The following is an 18377-nucleotide window of genomic DNA, read 5'->3' as shown; positions in this document are numbered from 1 at the left end:
GCAGACCTCCTGAGTCAGCCCTTCACGGATCCGGTCAGCCCGCCGACGATGCGCCGTTCGGCGAGCACGAAGAACGCGAGCGCCGGGATCGCCGACAAGGCCGTGAAGGCGAGCACCCTGGCGGTGTCCTGGGAGAACTGGGACTGGAACATCGCGACGCCGAGCGGGAGCGTGAAGTGCCCGGAGTCGTTGAACACCAGCAGCGGCAGCAGGTAGGCGTTCCAGCTGGTGACGAAGGCCAGCACGGCGACCGTGGTCAGCGCGGGCGTCGACAGCGGCAGCAGGATCCGCCAGAAGAACCCGAGCCGGGTCGTCCCGTCGAGCACGGCCGCGTCCTCGATCTCGCCGGGGATCGCGTGCATGAACGGGCGCAGGATCACGATGGTCACCGGCAGCGAGAACGCCGCCTCCGGGATCGCCACCCCCCAGAAGCTTTCGAGCATGCCCAGCTGGCGCAGCCACAGGTACAGCGGCAACGTCGCCACCGTCAGCGGGAACAGCAGGCCGATGGTGAACAGCGTGTACAACGCCTCCCGGCCCTTGAACTGGTACCGCGAGAGGGCGTACCCGGCCATCGACCCGAGCGCGACCGCGAGCGCGGTCGCGATCACGGCGATCAGCGCGCTGTTGCCCAGGAACGTCCAGAACGCGCTGGAGCCCAGGACCGAGGCGTAGTTGTCGGTCACCCACGGGCCGGGCAGCCCGGCCGGGTCGGTGTTGATCTGGGCGTTGGTGCGGAACCCGCCGAGCACGACGAACAGCAACGGCACGACCGTCACACCGACGATGACGATCGCCGCGAGGTAGCCCATCGACAGGCCGAACTTGCCGGACCGCATCAGCCCACCATCCTGGTCAGGGCGCCCTGGGTGTCCCGGCGGAGCGCGAACCGCTGGTACAGCAGGGCGAACAGGAAGCAGATGACGAAGAGGATCACCGCCACCGCCGAACCGAACCCGAACTCGTAGCGCTTGAAACCGTGGTCGATCAGGTAGGTCGCCATCGTCGTCGACGCGTTGGCCGGGCCGCCGTTGGTCATGATCCAGACGACGTCGAACAGCTGGAGCGAGCCGATCACCGACAGGAAGATCCAGATCCGGATCGTCGGGCCGAGCAGCGGCAGCACGACGTGCCGGGTGGTCTGCCACGCCGAAGCGCCGTCGAGCGCCGCGGCTTCGCGCAGTTCGGCCGGCACGCCCTGCAGGCCGGCGAGCAGCAGGATGATGCCGAAGCCGATGTACTTCCAGGTGATCACCGCGAACAGCGTGTAGAGCACGATGCCCGGGTCGGCCAGCCAGTTGTGCACCAGCCCGCCGAGCCCGGCACTGCCGAGCACCTGGTCGGCGAAGCTGTTCGGCTGCAGCATGAGCGACCAGATGACCGCGGTGATCGCCTCGGACAGCACGTAGGGGGCGAACACCAGGGCGCGCAGCACGGCGCGGCCCCGCAGCTTCCGGTTGAGCAGCATCGCCAGCCCGATCGACAGCGGCAGCTGTACCACGATCGACAACCCGGCGATGATCAGGTTGTGCACGATGGCGCTCTGGAACACCGTGCCCTTGAACGCGTCGGCGTAGTTGTCGAACCCCACGAAGTCGTCGAGCGCGCCGAAGCCGTTCCACTCGAACAGGCTGTAGAAGGCGGCGATTCCGATGGGCACCAGGACGAACCCGGCGAACACCAGCAGGGCCGGCCCGAGCAGCACCATCAGCTCCAGGCGTTTGCCGAGGCCGGAGCGTTTCCCCCGGGCGTGGACCGCCGGTGCGGACGGCCGCGCCGCCGTCCGCACCGGGGTCGTCGCCGTGGTCACTTGTTGCCCGCCGCGGCCTGGTTGACGGCGGTCACGATGCCTTCGGGAGTGCCCTGGCCGGCGAACATGTTGGCCACCGCGTCGTTCAGCGCGGCGCCGACCGCCGTCGGGAACGCCCGGTCGAAGTACATCTGCACGTACGGGGCCTTCGTGCCGTAGTCGTTGACCTGCCGGAGCGTGTCGGTCTTCAGCGACTTCGCGGCCGCGGCGTTCACGGGCAGGCCGGTCCCCTTCGCGGCGAGCTCGGTCTGCACCGGCTCGCTGACCAGGTACTGCAGGAAAGCCGTGCAGGCCTTGGAGGCCCGGGTGGTGCAGGCGAAACCGTCACCGCCGCCGAGCGCGGCCGCCGGGTCGCCCTGCCCGCCCGCCACGGTCGGGAACGGGAACCAGCCGATCTTCGAGTCCAGGTCCTTGTCCTCGGTCAGCGACGACATCGTGCCGGGCTCCCAGTCGCCCTGCAGTTCCATCGCGGCCTTGCCGTTGGCGACGAGACCGGCGGAGCTGCCCGCGCCCTGCTGGGCGGGCGTGCCGGCGAACCCGGTCTGGAACGGTTCGGTGGCCAGGAAGTTCTTCAGGTCCTGACCGGCCTTCGTCCAGCACGGGTCTTCCAGCTTGACCGCCTTCACCGACTGCTGGAGCACCGCGGTCGAGCATTCGCGGATGGCGAAGTAGTTGAAGTAGAAGGCATCCGGCCAGCGGTCCTTGCCGCCGACGGAGATCGGCGCGATGTTCTTGGCCTTCAGCGCCGTGACGGCGGCGTTCAGCTCGTCCATGGTCTTCGGCGGGGTGGTGATGCCCGCTTGCTGGAACAGGTCCTTGCGGTACCAGAAGCCGACGAAGTGCTGCGTGAACGGCACACCGTACTGCTTGCCGTCGACCTGCCACTTCTCGCCGAACTTGCCGGTGGCCTGCTCGATCCACGACTTGGTGTCGCCGGTGATGTCGGCGACCTTGCCCGAGGTGATCTGCCCGGACAGGTCGCCCGCGCCCCAGGACTGGTAGATGTCCGGCGGCTCGGGCGACTGCAGGGCGAGCGGGACCTTCGTGTTGAAGTCCTCGTTCTGCAGCGGCTGGGCCTTGATCGTGACTTCGGGGTGCGCCTTCTGGTAGTCGGCGACGACCTGCGCCCAGACCGACTTGATCGGATCGGTGGTGCCGTTGTGCCACCAGGTCAACGTGACCGGGCCGCTCGGCTGCTGTTGTTGCTGCTGTGCGGGGGTATCGCCGCCCCCGCTGCACGCGGCCAGCGCGAGCGGGACTACGGCCGCCAAGGCGGCGAGAACGGTGATCCGGCGTTTCACAAACATCGTGGGTCCACTCCTGACGACTTCGGCCGAGTAGAACGGGGCGGCTCGGCGCCCGGGTTGGCGAAGAGTCTGCTCCGGGACAAATGCCGTGTCAATCGTTGTCGATAACGTTTTCTATGGCTAGTCTGAGCCGATGCAGCCCAGTTCCAGGGTGACCATCCGTGACGTCGCCGCCCGGGCCGGCGTCTCGGTGGCCACGGTTTCGAAGGTGATCAACGAGCGCTACGGCGTTTCCGCCGCGACGCTCGCGCGAGTCCGCGCCGTGATCGAAGAGCTCGGCTACGAAGCGAGCCTGGTGGCGCAAAGCCTGAGAAACCACCGGACGAACGTCATCGGCATCCTGGTCGCCGACCTCGAGCCGTTCTCGACCGAGCTGCTCAAGGGAGCCGCGGACGCCATCCGCGGCAGCGGGTTCGAACTCGTCGTCTACTCCGCGGGCGGGCGCACCGGAGACCCGGCGGGCTGGGAGAAGCGCTACCTCTCCCGGCTGAGCGGCACCCTCGTCGACGGTGCCGTGCTGGTCACCCCCACCGTTTCCCTGGACGTCGTGCCGGGCACGCCGGTCGTCGCCGTCGACCCGCACACCGGGCCGTCGCACCTGCCGACCATCGACTCCGACAACCTCCGCGGCGCGCAGCTGGCCACCGAGCACCTCCTCGACCTGGGGCACCGGCGGATCGCGTTCCTGGCCGGCCGGCCGGACCTGCAGTCGGCCGAGCTGCGGAAGACCGGGTACCTGCGGGCGTTGGCGGCGGCGGGCATCACGCCCGACGAGGACCTGATCCGGGTCGGCGCCTACGACCCGGAGGTCTCCGCGGCCTCGGCGCACGCCCTGCTGACCGGCCCGGACCGGCCGACCGCGGTGTTCGCCGCGAACGACATCTCGGCCATCGCGACCGTGGGTGCGGCGCGCGAGCTCGGGCTCGCCGTGCCCGACGACCTTTCCGTGGTGGGCTTCGACAACGTGCCCGAGTCGGCGCTCTGCCGCCCGCCACTGACCACAGTGGACCAGCCGATCCGCGAGATGGGGCACCGGGCGATCCGGATGCTCATCGCGCTGATCAACGGCGACGAGGTCGAGCGGACCCACGTCACGCTCGACACCGGCCTGGTGGTGCGGCATTCCACCCGCGCCCTCCCCTGAACCGTTTCCTCCTCCTCACCTCCTCCCCAGACGAAGGGCGGACCAGCCTTGACCACGCAGCCCACCACGGCCGGAGAGCAGTGGCGCGACCCCGCGGCCGACCCGGGCGAACGCGTCCGGGCCCTGATGGCCCGGATGACCCTGCGCGAAAAGCTCGCCCAGCTCTACGGAGTCTGGGTCGGCATCGACTCCGGCGGCGAAATGGCACCGCACCAGCACGACTTCGTGGACGCGGCGGTCGACCTCGACGACCTGGTCCGGCACGGCATCGGGCAGCTGACCCGCGCGTTCGGCACCCGGCCGGTCGACCCGGTGATCGGGGCGCACAGCCTCGCGCGCACGCAACGGCAGATCGTCGCCAGCAGCCGGTTCGGGATTCCCGCGGTGGTGCACGAGGAATGCCTGACCGGGCTGGCCGCGTGGCAGGCGACGATCTACCCGGCCCCGCTGTCGTGGGGCGCGACCTTCGACCCGGACCTGGTGCGCCGGATGGCGGCGAAGATCGGGCGGACCATGCGCGAGCTGGGCGTGCACCAGGGCCTCGCGCCGGTCCTCGACGTGGCCCGCGACCTGCGCTGGGGCCGGGTCGAGGAGACCATCGGCGAAGACCCCTACCTGGTCGGGACGATCGGCAGCGCCTACGTCGCCGGCCTCGAGTCGGCCGGCGTGGTCGCCACGCTGAAGCACTTCGTCGGGTACTCCGCCTCGCGGGCCGGCCGCAACCTCGCGCCGGTCTCGGTGGGCCCGCGCGAAATCGCCGACGTCCTGCTCCCGCCGTTCGAACACGCGCTGCGCGCCGGCGCCCGCTCGGTGATGAACACCTACACCGACGTCGACGGCGTGCCCGGGGCGGCCGACCCGACGCTGCTGACGGATCTGCTGCGCGACACCTACGGGTTCGAGGGCACGGTGGTCGCCGACTACTTCTCGGTGGCGTTCCTGCACCGCCTCCACGGCGTCGCGGCCGACCGCGCCGACGCCGCCCGGCAGGCGCTCACCGCGGGCATCGACGTCGAGCTGCCGACCATGGACTGCTACGGCGAGCCGCTGCTCGCCGCGGTGGAAGGGGGCGCGGTCGACGTCGCCGCCGTCGACCGCGCCCTCGAACGCGTGCTGCGCCAGAAGTGCGAGCTGGGGCTGCTCGACGCCGGCTGGGCGCCGGAGGTCCCGGAAGAGATCGACCTCGACGACGCCGAATCGCGGGCGCTGGCCCGCGAGGTCGCCGAGCGCTCGATCGTCCTGCTGCACAACGACGGGACGCTCCCGCTCTCCCCCGGCACCCGCGTCGCCGTGGTCGGGCCGCGCGCGGACACCCCCGGCGCGATGCTCGGCTGCTACTCCTTCCCGCTGCACGTCGGTGTCCACCACCCCGACGTCCCGTTCGGCGTTTCGGTGCCGACCGTGCTCGAGGCGCTGGGCTCGGCCTACGACGTGACCTACGCCCTGGGCTGCCCGGTCACCGGCGGGGACGACGAAGGCATCGCGCAGGCCGTCGCGGCGTGCGCGGACGCGTCGGTGTGCGTGGCGGTGCTGGGCGACCGGGCCGGGCTGTTCGGCGGCGGGACGTCCGGCGAAGGCTGCGACGCGGCCGACCTGCGGCTGCCGGGCCGCCAGGAGGAACTCCTGGACGCCCTGCTCGACACGGGCAAGCCGGTGGTCGTCGTCCTGCTCTCGGGACGCCCGTACGAGCTGTCCCGGCAGCTGCCGCGGCTGGCCGCGGTGGTCTGCGGGTTCTACCCCGGCGAGGAAGGGGCCGGCGCGCTGGCCGACGTCCTCAGCGGCCGGATCAACCCGGCCGGCAGGCTGCCGGTGAGCTTCCCGGCGGCCGGCGCGAGCCAGCCGTCGACCTACCTGGCCGCCCCGCTCGGCCGCCGCAGCGAGGTGTCCACAGTGGACCCGTCGCCGCTGTTCCCGTTCGGGCACGGGCTGTCCTACGCGCCGGCGACCTGGCTGGACGTCAGCGCGACCGGCTCGCTCTGGCCGACCGACGGCGTCTGCCGGGTCCGGGTCACCCTGCGCAACGACCACCGGCGCGAGACGTCCGAGGTCGTCCAGGTCTACCTGCACGACCCGGTGGCCGAGGTGGCGCGGCCGGAGCGCCAGCTCATCGCCGCCCGCCGGGTTTCCCTGCCCCCTGGCGAAACCTGCGTCCTGGAGATCGCCCTGCACGCCGACCTGACGTCCTACACCGGCCGCGCGCGGCAGCGCCAGGTCGACCCCGGGGACGTCGAGCTGCGGGTGGGCACCTCGAGTGAAGAGATCGTCGCGACCCTGCACTGCACGCTGACCGGGCCGCGCCGCGTCGTCGGCGCCGACCGGGTCCTGAGCCCGGAGTTCTCATTGTGAGACGTCCACTGGTGATCTTCTTCCTGGCCGTGCTGACCGTGCTGTTCGTGGGCGCCTCCGCCCGCCCGGCGCCCGCGCACTGGGTGGCGACGTGGACGTCGATGCCCCAGCTGACGGAGCCGGGCAACATGCCGCCGGCGCCGTTCACCGGGGCCGACCGGGTGCTCGACAACGCCTCCTTGCGCGAGACGGCGCAGGTGACGGCCGGCGGCCCGCGGATCCGGTTGCGGTTCTCCAACGCCTTCGGCGGAGCGCCGCTGCCGCTGACCGCGGTCTCGGTGGCGCGCCCGGCCGGCGGCGCGGCCGGCGTCTCCGGTGTCGAACCGGGCAGCGTCGTGCCGGTGACCTTCCACGGCAAGCCGTCGACAACGGTCCCGCAGGGCGCGCAGGTGGTCTCCGACCCGCTGCCCTTCCCGGTGCGGCCGCTGGAGAACATCGCGGTGACGGCGTACCTGGCGCACGGCCAGGCGTCGACGTCGATCACCTCGCACCCCGGCTCGCGCACGACGTCGTACCTGCTGGCCGGCAACCACGTCGCCGACCTCGATCTGCCGGGCGCGACCCCGGTCGACCACTGGTACTTCCTCAGCGGCATCGAGGTGCTGTCCCCGGCGTCCGCGGTCGCGGTGATCGGCGACTCCATCTCCGACGGCCGCGGCTCGACGACGAACGGCAACGACCGCTGGCCGAACGTGCTGGCCGCGCGCCTGCACGGCGTGTCCGTGGTGAACCAGGCCGCGGGCGGCAACCGCGTCCTGCAGGACGGCCTCGGCCCGAACGTGCTGGCCCGCCTGGACCGCGACCTGCTGTCCACGAGCGGCGTTTCGTGGGCGATCGTGTTCGAGGGCGTCAACGACATCGGCACGGCCACCCCGGCGGCCGCCGCCGACGTGGCGGACCAGCTGATCGACGCCTACGACCAGATCCTGACCCGCGCGCACGCGCAGGACATCCGCGTGTACGGCGCGACGATCACCCCGTTCGGCGGCAACACCGGCTACGACGACCCGATGCGGGAAGAAGCCCGTCAGCGCGTCAACGCGTGGATCCGCCAGCCGGGCCACTTCGACGCGCTGCTGGACTTCGACAAGGTGGCCCGCGATCCCTCGGCGCCCTCCCGGCTGCTGCCCGCCTACGACATCGGCGACCACCTGCACCTCAACCCGGCGGGATACCAGGCGCTCGGTTCGAGCGTTCCGGCCGTCCTTTTCCGGAACGACCGGTAGAAACGCCGAGCGGCAAAAAGAAGACAATTTCCGGACGCGGTTTCCCCCGCGTGATCACCGACCGCCGAACGCGGTCTGACGGACGGTGATCGGGCGGATATCTGTTGGGACACAAGCGAGTCTCGAAGGCGGGGCCCGTGACGCACGTCACGGGCCGTCCCCTAACATGTCGCCGTCTGCTGTCCCCACAGGTAAGTCGTCGCTCCCGGAAAGGGAAACCATGTCCGACGTCATGAACAGCATCTTCGGCCGCCCCAAGAACGAAAACCCCGACCCGGGCGGGTACGCCTACGGCGCCGTCGAGCCCGCCCCGGAGGTCACCGAGGCGCCCGCCGCCGAGAGCGTTCCGGACGAGGCCGTCGTCGTCGAGGAAGCGGATTCCGCATCGGAGTCCGGAACCACGGCGGAAACCGGAGAAGCCGGGGAAGACACCGTCGACGCCTCGGCGGAGGTCGCCGAGACCGAGGACGACGACACGGACCCGAACGCCACCGAAGACGAAGCCGAGGCCGTCACCGACGACGCGGCGGAAGCCGAAGCGGCGACCGAGGACGAGGACACGGCCGAGCCGGTTGCCGTCGCCGAAGCCGCTCCCGAAGCCCAATCCCCTTCCGAAGCCGAACCCGTCGCCGGGACCGAACCCGTCGCCGGGACCGAGCCGGTCGCCGACGCCGAGCCGGCCGCGGCCCGCCCGGCCCCGGGTTCCCGCGGCAGCACCACGATCGCCGACGGCGTGGTCGGCAAGATCGTGCTGCGGATCGCCGCCCAGACCGACGGCGTGCACAGCGTCGCCGAGGACGGCGTCAAGGTCGAGCTCGCCGACGAGGTCGCCTGGGTCACCATCCCCGTGGTGGTCGAGTTCGGCCACGCGGTCAAGGCGGTCGGCGAGCAGATCCGCGTCGCGGTGATCGACGCCGTCGAGCAGTACCTGGGCCTCGACGTCGAGGTCGTCGACGTCCACGTCACCGACATCCACTTCCCCGAGGCGGACTGAGCTTCGGTGCCCGGTCCCGGACGCGGGGCCGGGCACCTGCCGCGTCCTCCCCGCCGGGGCGACGCGCTCACCGCACCCGGTAGCGCAGGTGGAGCACGTCGCGGTCCTCCAGGCGCCGGACGAGTTCGAGTTCCGCCTTCGTCCCGTCGAACAGCCGCCGTCCCTCGCCCAGGAGCACGGGGACGACGTGGAGTTCCAGTTCGTCCAGCAAACCCGCGGCCAGCAACGACTGCGCGGCCCCGGCGCCGTGCACCATGACCGCGCGGTCGCCGGCCGCGGCACGGGCTTCCTCGGCGGCGGCGGTGACGTCGGTGAAGAACCGCGCGCTGCCGGGCGGGGTGTCGGCCGGGTCGATGTGGTGGGTGAGCACGTGGATCGGCACGCCGTCGTGGTGGTCGCCACCCCACCGGCCGGCCAGCTCGAAGGTGCGGCGGCCCGAGATGAGCGCCCCCGTCGCCAGCGCTTCGCGGAAGATCTGCCCGCTGGCGCCGTCGCCGTGCCGGTCGTCCAGCCAGTTGAACAGCCGGCCGCCGCCTCGGCCCAGTTCCTGGCCGGGACGGTCGTCCGGCCCGGCCACGAAGCCGTCGAGGGACATCGTCATGTAAAGACGGATCATGGGGGCTCCTCCGGTCGGTTGGGCTTCACCGACGCGTCGAACGAGCCTCGCCCGGATCGACAGCGTTCAGTCGAGCCTGGCCCGCGCGATCACCTCCTCCAGCCGCAGCGGGCTGGCCGGGTGGTGCGACAGGCACAGCGGCGTCGCCACCTGCCGGAAGCCGAAGGCCTCCCCCGCCACGTAGAACTGCGCCCGCTCGAGCCGCGAGATGTCCGCGACCGGGCTGCCTTTCGCGCGGGCCAGTTCGTTGGCCGCGGCGATCTGCGCCGGGCTGTTGAGGCGGCCGAAGAACTGCGTCATCGCGTTGCCGACCACCTGGTTGTGCAGCCCCTTGGGGGCCTGAGTCGCGAACAGCAGCCCGAGGCCGTACTTCCGGGCCTGGGACGCGAGCACGATCGTGCTGCGCGTGCTCGCCGTGAGACTCCCGGAGGAGGCCAGCGTCTGGGCTTCGTCCATGACGAACAACGCGCCCAGCGGCCGGTCGCCGGCGGGGTGGCGCTTGATCCAGGCGAACAGTTCCATCTGCAGCTGGTTGACGAAGTTCTGCCGCTGTTCCTCGGCCGGCAGCCCGACGAAACTGATCACGGACACGCGGGCCCGCTTGCCGTCACCGGGAGCGAGCAACACGCCCGGATCGACCGGCTCGCCCCCGCCGGCGAAGAGCGGGTCGTTGACCATCGCGGCCTTCAGCACTTCGGCGAGATCGGCAGCGATGCGCTTGGCGTCGTTGAGGTTGCTGACGCCCTCGGGCAGATCGGACATGAGCTCGATCAGGTCCGGCAGGCTCCGGGACCCGGTCCGCGCGTGGTGGACGACGGCCTGCCGGAGCACGGCCAGCCCGATGTTGGCCTTGGCGGTGGAACCGGTGAGCCGCACCTGAGGGGCCAGGGTCGCCACGGCCACCTCGACGGCGGCGGTGAACTCGTCGGTGTCGTCGAGAACCCCGGCGAAGTCGGGCAGGGGCCGGAAGGCCAGCGGCTGCCCGGTGGCCCGCCCGGGCGTCCAGACGACGACGTCGGTCTCGGCGAGGTACTGCTTGGCGAGCTCGGCGTCACCGTTCGTCCAGCCGCCCGGCGGTTCCGGCCAGGCGTCGCCGAGGCGGGCGAGGTCGTTGTTGGGGTCGAGGACGATGGCGGAGACGCCCTGCAGGGCGCATTCTTCGACGATCCGCCGGAGCAGCACGGTCTTCCCCGAGCCGGACCCGGCGAAGACGGCGGCGTGCTTGCGCAGGGCGGACAGTTCGATCCGCACGGGCTCCCCGGACCCGACGACGGTCCCGAGGGTAATTTCGCCGTCGGCGGGCGGAGGGTGCGTGGCTCCGGCGGGCTGCCGCTCGGCCGCCTTTTCGGCACCCACCCCGGCGGGCTTCTCGGGCAGCACGGCGGACAGGAGGCCGGACCGGCTGGCGGGCCGCCGGTCGATCAGCCACTCGTGCAGCTCACGACCGCCGTTGCCGAGCAGCTTCTGCAGGGCCCAGAAGGTCCGCACGTCCCCGTCGGCCAGCCGGATCGTCCGGCCACCGGCGGCGGTGAACTTCGCGACCTCTTCCCGGGTCTTGGCCCCGCGTCCCCAGGCGTCCCGGAGGATGACGAGGTGCCGGTTCTCCGCGCCGTGCAACTGTCCCGCCGCGGAGCGCGCCTTCCGGAACCGGCTCAGCGCCGCCCGGGGGTCGCGGGCCGCGATCGCACGGAACGCCCAATGCTCCTGCAGGTCCGCGGCCTCGTCGAGGGTCCGGGACAGCCAGGCGTGGACCTCGCTGCGCCCGTTCTGGCGCTCGCAGGACCATTCGAGCTCGTCGTCCCCGACCTCGGTGACCCAGCAGCGCAGAGCCGCGGAGAGAAGATCCGGCATGGCCCGGTCCACGGTCTTCTCGGCGAGCAGCGTCTTCGGATCCGCTTCCGCCCGCAGCTTCTCGAACTCGGCGTCGAGTTCGGCGAACCGGTCGTGCTCGGCCTCGGTCCGCACCGGGGCGGCCGGCACCGGGGCCTTCTCGTCGAACGAGGTGAGCTCCTTGACCTGACCGGCGCGCAGGCACAGCTCGATGTGCGCGCCGATGCGTTTCAGCAGCTGGCGCGGGGTCCACTCGTCCCAGGGTTCGTCGAACGCCACGGGCGCCACCGGCCAGGTCGGATGCGGTGGGGTGAAGTCCATGGTCTCGTAAGCCACCCCGAGCCGCTTCTCCACCAACGCACGGCCCACGCCGGCGTCGGTGATCCGGCCGAGCGCCACCGTTTCGCGGAACCGGTCGGGTACGGTGCCCGCCGCCTTCGTCTTGATCTGCTGCCAGGTGCTCGGCAGGCAGGCCAGCACGGTGAGGGTCTTGCGGGTGACTTCCCGCAACCCCATGAGGCCGTCGGCGATCTGCGCCACGAGCAGGTCTTCCTCGGCGCTGTCCCCGATTTCCTGCGTGCGCTTCACCGACCGCGCGACGAGGGTGTCGAGCTGGTCCACGGCGATCACGACGGGACCGGTGAGGGCGAGCAACCGGGTGATTTCCTGCACGAGGACCCGGGAGGGTTTCGGCCGCGAGTAGATGTTCCACTTCCGGGCTTCGGAGGTGAGTTCCGTGTCCCCGTCCAGGTAGTCGTCCCCGACGTACTTGGCACCGGGGTCCCGGCTGGCGATGAGCACGAGGGCCCGGGCGGTGTCCCCGCATTCGTCGGCGACCACCTCGTCGAGCGACGCCACCCCGTCGACGAACGCCTCGAGGTCCTCCGGGGTCAGCCCGCGGCCACGGCGGATCCGGGCCTCGACTTCCGGATCGACGTGGGACCGCAAGCACACCCGGAGCAGGAACCTCCGCAGCTGTGACTCGCCCGAATCGTCCGTCCGGGCCAGTCCGCGGCGCAGGGCCTCGGCCGTGTTCTCCCAGAACGCCTCGGCCGCGGTGACGTCGTCGAGGAAGAAATACCCCCGCGCGCGGTGCACCTGGCGCCGGACCAAGCCCAGCAGGTGGGTCTTGCCGACCCCCTTCAGTCCCTGCAGGACGAGGCCGATCGGACTGGGGCCGTCGGTGATCGAGGCGTCGCGGATGCCCGTGTCGATGGCCGCGAGCGCGTCGGCGTGCAGCCCGTCGACGTGGTAGGGCGAATCCCGCCAGACGTGGTCGGGGGTGTCCGCCCAGTCGAAACTCAGCGTGGCCAGCGCCTGCAACCGGTCCATCACAACGCCTCGATCGACAACAGGTGGTTGTCCTCGCCGCCGATGCGGATCGCCGCCTCGTGATCGGCCGCGGTGAGCGCTTTGCGGTTGTCTTCGGGGACGAGGTGGATCTTGCCGGCGCGGCTCAGTTCCTTGAGCAGGGCGTCGACCTCGGCCGCGGGGGCGCCGAGCTTGGGCCGCAGGTCCACCAGGCCGACCCAGCCGCGTGGCTCCGTCACGAGCTCCCGGTAGGCGACGCGGATCCGGGTCTCGAGATCTTCGACCGGGACCGGCGATGGCGGAGCCGACGTGCCGAAGACGTCGGCCAACCGCAGGTCACGGCCGCGGCGGAACTGGTCGAAACCTCCGAGGACCAGGTACAACACCGAGCACAGCGTGCTCTGCGGCCGGGGCGGCGGCGGAGTCCCCTCCCCGAGCTCCTTCTCGCACCAGGCCCACCCCCGGTCGGTCAGCTGGTGGACGAACGGGCGGCCGATCTGTTCGCTGGTGATGTACCCGGCGTCCTTCAGCTGCGTGCGTTCCTTGCCGACGAGCGTGAACCCCACGAGCTCCTTCAATTCCGGGTTGGGCACCTCCCGGCCCAGCACCATCAGCGTGAACATCGCCGCGGTCTGCTTGTGTCCCAAGCGGTCGGTCATCCGAGATCCTTCCGGTGGTTCGGCTTCGTCGTGGTCCGGGCGCGGGTGTCGAGGGTCCGCAGGAGCCAGTCGATCGACCGGCGGGTCTCCGGCGGGGCCGCGTGCTGGTCCGCGCCGTTCGGGAAGCGGGGCTTCACCGCCACCTCGAGGTCCGCCGCGAGGTCGTGGACCCGCCCGCTGTCGCCGGCTCCGACGGCCGTCTGCAGGGCCGTGACCAGCTCGTCGACGAGGTCCCACCGGGACGGGCGCAGCCGGGATCCGCGTGCCTGTGCGAGCAGTGCGGGGAGGTCGAGATCGGCGTCGGCGTCGGCGTCGGCCAGCGAGGTGAAGCCCTTCAGCTGGCCGACCAGATCCCGGGCCACTTCAACGGGTCCCCGCGACCCGTTGAGGCGCAGGTAGCGGAGGTTCCCGACGTAGCCCGGCAGCGACGACGCGTCCGTACCCGCCGTGAGGATCGGGATCACCCGGCGGTCCTGGCCGAGGGTGCGGTGCAGGAACAGCTCGACTTCGGCCGCCTGCCAGCGGCTGACCTTGCCGTCGACGACCAGGCAGAGGTGCCGGGCGTCGTCTTCGACGCGCGCGAGCAGCGAACGATCGCCCGAAAGGGACTTCACCACCCGGACGTCCAGCTTCTCCAGCTCCGCGACCAGCTCGCCGGCGGGGCCGAAGGCCGCTCTCGGGATGCTGACCCGCAGCTCGTGCTTGAACTCCCGCCGGCTCGACCGCACGGAGGCCACGTAGGCGTCCCGGTTCTCGGCCAGCAGATCGGTCCGGTCGAGCCGGCACGCGATCACGGCCGCGACCGTCTCGAGCGCGAAGCCGATCTGGTCGGCGCCCGGCGTCTGTTCCGACAGCACCGGCAGCTGCTCGCCGAAACTCCAGTAGGACACGTACGGCAGGGTGAGGTGACGGGCCATCGTCGCCGGCTCGACCGTCTGGTCGAGCCAGGTCCGGTACAGCTCGGCGGTCTCCTCGACGACGATGCGGCGCCACGTCTCCGACCGGTCGTACTCCTCCCGGTTGTCGAAGCGCGACAGCACCGGCAGGACGGTCAGCCGCGAACGGTCGAACGGCAGGAGATTGCGCGCCACATCGGCGCGCCGGGCCGCCTCCACCGCGCCGAGGATGCTCTGCCGGTTCGCGGTGAACAACAGGACGAGGTGGTCGGGCAGGTGCGCGGTGCAGATCCCGCCGATGTCGGAGATCCCGGTGCGGCTGTCGATGAGGACGAAGTCGTAGCGCGCCACCCATTGCTCACGGCACTTCTCGAGGTATTCGCCGAACCCGTCGTCGTACAGGCCGTCCCAGTCGATCTGCTGGACCCTCGTGACGTAGCCCGGCTCCTCACCGCCGGCGGCGACGAAGTCGAGCACGCCGGTGTCGGTGAGCAGCCGCTGGACGTGCGTCTCCGGCGCGAACCGGCCGTGCCGGAAGTCGTCGACGAAGTCGATCACACCCCCGCGCGGTGGCTCCGGCAGCTGCGGCCGGAAGTAGTCGCCGAGGCCGGGTGCCTCGAGGTCCCAGTCCAGGCAGAGCACCCGGTGGCCCCAGCGGGCGAGCAGGACGGCGACGTTGGCCAGCGTGAAGCTGCGGCCGACCCCGCCCTTGTAGGAGTAGAAGGTGAACACCGATCCCGGCATCGGTCAGAACCTCGGCATCCGCGCCGGCTGGGGCGGTTCCGGGGGCGGCGTGCGCACCGGCCAGTCGCTCCGCCACTCAGGCGCTCGTTCGATGAGCTCCTCCAGCTCCGCGGCGATCTGTTTGATCTGCTGGTTGAAGTCGAGGTAGGCGGGCGCGGTCTGGAAGTGCTCGAAGGGGTGGTTCCACTGCTGCAGATCACGGGGACGCCGCGCGTGGGCCCAGTCGGGGAAGTGCCGGGAGTCGCAGAAGATCACCGGGTAGATCAGGGGCGGCCGGTGCTCACCCGGCGCGGCGGCGGTCAGTGTCTCCCGCTCCGCCATCGAGGCCCATTCGGCCAGGCACCATTCGTCCCGGAAGTACTTCGGGGAGCAGACCGGAACCAGCACGCGGGAGCGCTGCAGCGCCGAGTTCAGTTCCGCCGGCCAGGCGGCGCCGACGCGGACCTGGTCGTCGAAGAAGATTTTGACGTCCTCGTACCGGTTGTTGTCGAGCACTTCGAGCAGACGCGGGTGAAAATGGTGCCGGATCCACGCCGATATGTCGCCCGCGGTGCGCAAGTAGCTGATGAACACGTCGTACTCGTACACGCGCGCCGCCGCCCCTTCGCCGCTCCCAGCAGGCGGGTTCGATCCTAGATCCGTTGCGGTCCACGGAAGAAGACGGCAGACCTGACAGATCCAGGACAATAACTGGCCAGGCTCGGAATTTCCCGGAAAACGTACTCTTGACAACTCGCCGAGCCCTGGATATATGACAGGCGAGCACTGCGGCGGAAAGCGGCCGTCGTTTCCGGAATACCGATCTCGCGGATCGGTGAATCACCGACCGATCCCGAGGAGAACCCGATGTCCGAGCACGATGCCCCCCGGGTGTTCTTCAGCTACTCGCACGACTCGGAGGAGCACAAGACGCAGGTCCGGCGGTTCGCGACCTTCCTGCACAGCCGGATCGGCCTCGACGTCGTCCTCGACCAGTGGCACGACAACGTCCGCATCGACTGGTCACTGTGGGCGACCCGGAACCTGAAGGCGGCCGACTTCGTCATCGTCGTGGCGTCTCCGCTGTACCGGGCGCGGGCCGACGGCGACGCGCCACCGGACGAGGGCCGCGGCGCCCAGTTCGAGACCGCCATCATCCGCAACAAGCTGACCAAGGACATCGAGGACGGCACCCGCCGGGTCCTCCCGGTCGTCCTGCCCGGCCACTCGATCGACGACATCCCCGAGTTCCTCAACCCCTACTCCATGACCCGGTACGTGATCTCGGAGTTCACCGACGCCGAGGTCGCCGACCTGCTCGCCGCGATCACCGGCCGGGGCCGGCACCCGAAGCCCCGCCGCGGGGTCTGGCGGGGCGGGGCCGGGGAACCGCGACGGGTGCTCGCCGGTGAACTGCCGTGGACGTGCACCAGCCCGGGGGTCCGGCGCGGCACGGCGTGGATCGACGGCCTGCACTACGAGAACAGCATCGTCCTGCGGCCGGGGACGCCGTCCGCCGCCGGGACGGGATTCATCGAACTGGACCTCGGCGGCCACTACCGGCGGTTCAGCACCGTCGCAGGCGTGCTCGACGACGCCCGGGATCCCTTCCAGGTCGGGCGGGTCCGCGTGGTGCTCGACGGGGCGCCCCGGTCCGAACACGACGTGGCGGCCGGGAAGCCGGCGCAGATCGACCTCGACGTCACCGGCGCCCGCCTGCTGCGCCTCGAGATGTCACGGCCGGCCGGCACGGCGTCCCCCTTCGGATCCGCGGCCGTCATCGTCACCCGCCGGGGACGGCCACCCGAGCTCGCCCTCGGCGATCCGGCCGTCACTTAGCCGCGCGCGAAGTCAGGGCCGGGGACACCGCGCCTCGGCCTGGCAAGCGGCCAGGTCCACCTCGGCCAAAGCCGCGCCCACGCCCGCCAAGGCGACCGCGTTCATCGACAACGACGTCACGCCCAGCCCCACGAGCACCGGCGCCAGTGCCGGGTCCGCCGCCGCCTCGCCGCACACGCCCACCGGCTTGCCCGAGGCCGCGCCGGCTGCCGCGACCATCTCCACCAGCCTCAGCAACGCCGGCTGGTGCGGGTCGTTCAGCGCCGCCACCGCGCCCAGCTGGCGGTCCGCCGCGAACACGTACTGGGCCAGGTCGTTCGTGCCCAGCGACACGAAGTCCACTTCCGCGAGGATCGAACCGGCGCACAACGCCGCCGCCGGGATCTCGATCATCACGCCCACCCGGGGGATGCCCGCCGCGCGGGCGCGGGCGGCGAACCACGCCGCTTCCGCGGCCGTGGCCACCATCGGGGCCATCACCGACAGCTCGACGCCGCTGTCCCCGGCCGCCGCCGCGATCGCTCGCAGCTGGCGGTCCAGCAGTTCCGGGCGGTCGAACGCCACGCGAAGGCCGCGGACACCCAGTGCCGGGTTGGGTTCCTCGCCCATCGGCAGGAACGCCAGGGGCTTGTCCGAGCCCGCGTCCAGCGTGCGGACGACGACCGGCTTGCCCGCGAACGGCGACAGCACCGCCGCGTACGCCGCCCGTTGCTCGGCCTCCGTCGGCTCGGCCGCCGCCGACAGGTAACAGAATTCGGTGCGGAACAGGCCGATCCCCTCCGCACCGGCCGCCGCCGCGGCCGCGGCGTCCGCCGCGGATCCGACGTTGGCGAGCAGCTTCACGCGGTGGCCGTCGGCGAGGCGGCCGACGCCGTCCCACGCCGGGCGGGACGTCCGGGCCGGGGCGCGCACCGTGCCGTCGGACGCCGCCACCGTGCCCGCGGATCCGTCGACCGCGAGGCCCGGGCCGTCCAGCTCCAGCACGCCGGCGCAGGCCACCACCGCGGGGATGCCCAGCGCCCGCGCCAGGATCGCGGTGTGGCTCGTCGGGCCGCCCTCCTCCGTCACCAGGGCCAGGACCAGGTCCGGGTCGAGCCCGGCGGTGTCGGCCGGGGCCAGGTCGCGGGCGACCAGCACGCTCGGCGACGTCAGGTCCGGCACGCCCGGCGGGGCCACGCCCAGCAACGCCGCGACGATCCGGTCGCGCACGTCGGCGACGTCCCGGGCGCGCTCGGCCAGGTAGCCGCCGGCCGCCCGCAGCGCCGCCATGAACTCCCCCGCCGCTTCCCACACCGCACGCGGTGCCGGGAGCGATCGCTCGAGGACGAGCTTCTCCGCGGACGCCGTCAACGCCGGGTCGGCCGCCATTGCGGCGGTCGTCTCCAAGACCGACCGGGCATCTCCGGACACGGAACGGGCACGATCGGACAACGCGGCCGCCACCGAAGCCGCCGCCTGCCCGATCCTGCCCGCTTCGGCCCCGAGGTCGGCGGGAGCGGGCGAAGAAGCGGGTTCCGGCAGGTCAGCGGCCACGAGGACGCGGGGACCGGCGGCGTGACCGGGACTGACTCCGACTCCGGACAACGGCATGGAAGGACCTCCGGGAGCAAAGGATCTCGTAACTGGGGATTGACAGTACGGTAACAACGGGCACAATCAAACGGCAACGGGCAAAC

Annotated in this window: 14 protein-coding genes; 5 read left to right on the top strand and 9 right to left on the bottom strand. The window is 71.5% G+C overall.

Translation table 11 applies throughout. The features are described 5' to 3' along the window. Positions 1-14 precede the first annotated feature (14 nt). From DV20_RS35455 to DV20_RS35445, 3 genes are read right to left on the bottom strand one after another with little or no spacing between them, the layout of a single operon-like run. On the bottom strand, positions 15-839 hold the full coding sequence (locus tag DV20_RS35455) for a carbohydrate ABC transporter permease (RefSeq protein WP_043787657.1): 825 nt from the start codon (positions 837-839) through the stop codon (positions 15-17). Continuing rightward, a complete protein-coding gene (locus DV20_RS35450) occupies positions 839-1810 on the bottom strand; it encodes a carbohydrate ABC transporter permease (protein ID WP_043787656.1) in 972 nt (323 codons plus the stop codon). The genes DV20_RS35455 and DV20_RS35450 overlap by 1 nt, the downstream gene beginning before the upstream one ends. Further along, the gene (locus tag DV20_RS35445; RefSeq protein WP_043787655.1) at positions 1807-3117 is read right to left on the bottom strand and encodes an extracellular solute-binding protein; all 1311 of its coding nucleotides are present in this window, start codon (positions 3115-3117) and stop codon (positions 1807-1809) included. The genes DV20_RS35450 and DV20_RS35445 overlap by 4 nt, the downstream gene beginning before the upstream one ends. A gap of 133 nt (positions 3118-3250) precedes the next feature. On the opposite strand from DV20_RS35445, the gene DV20_RS35440 reads away from it, so the two are divergent. The 4 genes from DV20_RS35440 to DV20_RS35425 all read left to right on the top strand — a co-directional run bounded on the left by DV20_RS35440 (position 3251) and on the right by DV20_RS35425 (position 8827). After that, positions 3251-4261: a LacI family DNA-binding transcriptional regulator gene (locus DV20_RS35440; RefSeq protein ID WP_235191077.1), complete on the top strand. Its 1011-nt coding sequence runs from the start codon at positions 3251-3253 to the stop codon at positions 4259-4261. A gap of 48 nt (positions 4262-4309) precedes the next feature. Then, positions 4310-6607, top strand: coding sequence for a beta-xylosidase/alpha-l-arabinosidase (locus DV20_RS35435; protein WP_043787653.1), 2298 nt, complete (start codon positions 4310-4312; stop codon positions 6605-6607). Then, positions 6604-7833 (top strand): SGNH/GDSL hydrolase family protein, encoded by a 1230-nt coding sequence (locus DV20_RS35430; protein ID WP_235191076.1) that lies wholly within the window; start codon positions 6604-6606, stop codon positions 7831-7833. Before DV20_RS35435 ends, DV20_RS35430 begins: the two co-directional genes overlap by 4 nt. 220 nt (positions 7834-8053) lie before the next feature. Beyond that, complete coding sequence (locus DV20_RS35425; RefSeq protein ID WP_043787650.1) at positions 8054-8827, top strand: Asp23/Gls24 family envelope stress response protein; 774 nt, start codon at positions 8054-8056, stop codon at positions 8825-8827. Positions 8828-8894: 67 nt separating this feature from the next. On the opposite strand, the gene DV20_RS35420 is transcribed toward DV20_RS35425, so the two are convergent. The 5 genes from DV20_RS35420 to DV20_RS35400 all read right to left on the bottom strand — a co-directional run bounded on the left by DV20_RS35420 (position 8895) and on the right by DV20_RS35400 (position 15471). Next, positions 8895-9443 (bottom strand): dihydrofolate reductase family protein, encoded by a 549-nt coding sequence (locus tag DV20_RS35420; RefSeq protein WP_043787648.1) that lies wholly within the window; start codon positions 9441-9443, stop codon positions 8895-8897. A gap of 66 nt (positions 9444-9509) precedes the next feature. After that, positions 9510-12605: an ATP-binding protein gene (locus DV20_RS35415; protein WP_051736258.1), complete on the bottom strand. Its 3096-nt coding sequence runs from the start codon at positions 12603-12605 to the stop codon at positions 9510-9512. Beyond that, positions 12605-13243, bottom strand: coding sequence for a hypothetical protein (locus tag DV20_RS35410; protein ID WP_043787647.1), 639 nt, complete (start codon positions 13241-13243; stop codon positions 12605-12607). Before DV20_RS35410 ends, DV20_RS35415 begins: the two co-directional genes overlap by 1 nt. Further along, positions 13240-14883, bottom strand: a complete 1644-nt coding sequence (locus tag DV20_RS35405; protein WP_043787646.1) for a CATRA system-associated protein — start codon at positions 14881-14883, stop codon at positions 13240-13242. Before DV20_RS35405 ends, DV20_RS35410 begins: the two co-directional genes overlap by 4 nt. Positions 14884-14886: 3 nt before the next feature. Next, positions 14887-15471, bottom strand: a complete 585-nt coding sequence (locus DV20_RS35400; protein ID WP_043787645.1) for a toll/interleukin-1 receptor domain-containing protein — start codon at positions 15469-15471, stop codon at positions 14887-14889. A gap of 258 nt (positions 15472-15729) precedes the next feature. Between DV20_RS35400 and DV20_RS35395 the strand changes: the two genes are divergently transcribed. After that, on the top strand, positions 15730-16701 hold the full coding sequence (locus DV20_RS35395; protein ID WP_043787644.1) for an SEFIR domain-containing protein: 972 nt from the start codon (positions 15730-15732) through the stop codon (positions 16699-16701). A gap of 12 nt (positions 16702-16713) precedes the next feature. On the opposite strand, the gene ptsP is transcribed toward DV20_RS35395, so the two are convergent. Continuing rightward, positions 16714-18291, bottom strand: a complete 1578-nt coding sequence (ptsP, locus tag DV20_RS35390; RefSeq protein ID WP_043787642.1) for a phosphoenolpyruvate--protein phosphotransferase — start codon at positions 18289-18291, stop codon at positions 16714-16716. Positions 18292-18377 lie beyond the last annotated feature (86 nt).

This window comes from Amycolatopsis rifamycinica, assembly GCF_000695625.1.
Lineage (GTDB): Bacteria > Actinomycetota > Actinomycetes > Mycobacteriales > Pseudonocardiaceae > Amycolatopsis > Amycolatopsis rifamycinica.
This window is presented reverse-complemented; position numbering and strand designations above follow the sequence as displayed.

Excerpts from the sequence above, each read along its gene's own strand:
- DV20_RS35455 (WP_043787657.1), bottom strand. The coding sequence starts at position 839 with ATGCGGTCCGGCAAGTTCGGCCTGTCGATGGGCTACCTCGCGGCGATC.
- DV20_RS35445 (WP_043787655.1), bottom strand. The coding sequence starts at position 3,117 with ATGTTTGTGAAACGCCGGATCACCGTTCTCGCCGCCTTGGCGGCCGTA.
- DV20_RS35440 (WP_235191077.1), top strand. The coding sequence starts at position 3,251 with ATGCAGCCCAGTTCCAGGGTGACCATCCGTGACGTCGCCGCCCGGGCC.
- DV20_RS35425 (WP_043787650.1), top strand. The coding sequence starts at position 8,054 with ATGTCCGACGTCATGAACAGCATCTTCGGCCGCCCCAAGAACGAAAAC.
- DV20_RS35420 (WP_043787648.1), bottom strand. The coding sequence starts at position 9,443 with ATGATCCGTCTTTACATGACGATGTCCCTCGACGGCTTCGTGGCCGGG.
- DV20_RS35415 (WP_051736258.1), bottom strand. The coding sequence starts at position 12,605 with ATGGACCGGTTGCAGGCGCTGGCCACGCTGAGTTTCGACTGGGCGGAC.
- DV20_RS35410 (WP_043787647.1), bottom strand. The coding sequence starts at position 13,243 with ATGACCGACCGCTTGGGACACAAGCAGACCGCGGCGATGTTCACGCTG.
- DV20_RS35405 (WP_043787646.1), bottom strand. The coding sequence starts at position 14,883 with ATGCCGGGATCGGTGTTCACCTTCTACTCCTACAAGGGCGGGGTCGGC.
- DV20_RS35395 (WP_043787644.1), top strand. The coding sequence starts at position 15,730 with ATGTCCGAGCACGATGCCCCCCGGGTGTTCTTCAGCTACTCGCACGAC.
- ptsP (WP_043787642.1), bottom strand. The coding sequence starts at position 18,291 with ATGCCGTTGTCCGGAGTCGGAGTCAGTCCCGGTCACGCCGCCGGTCCC.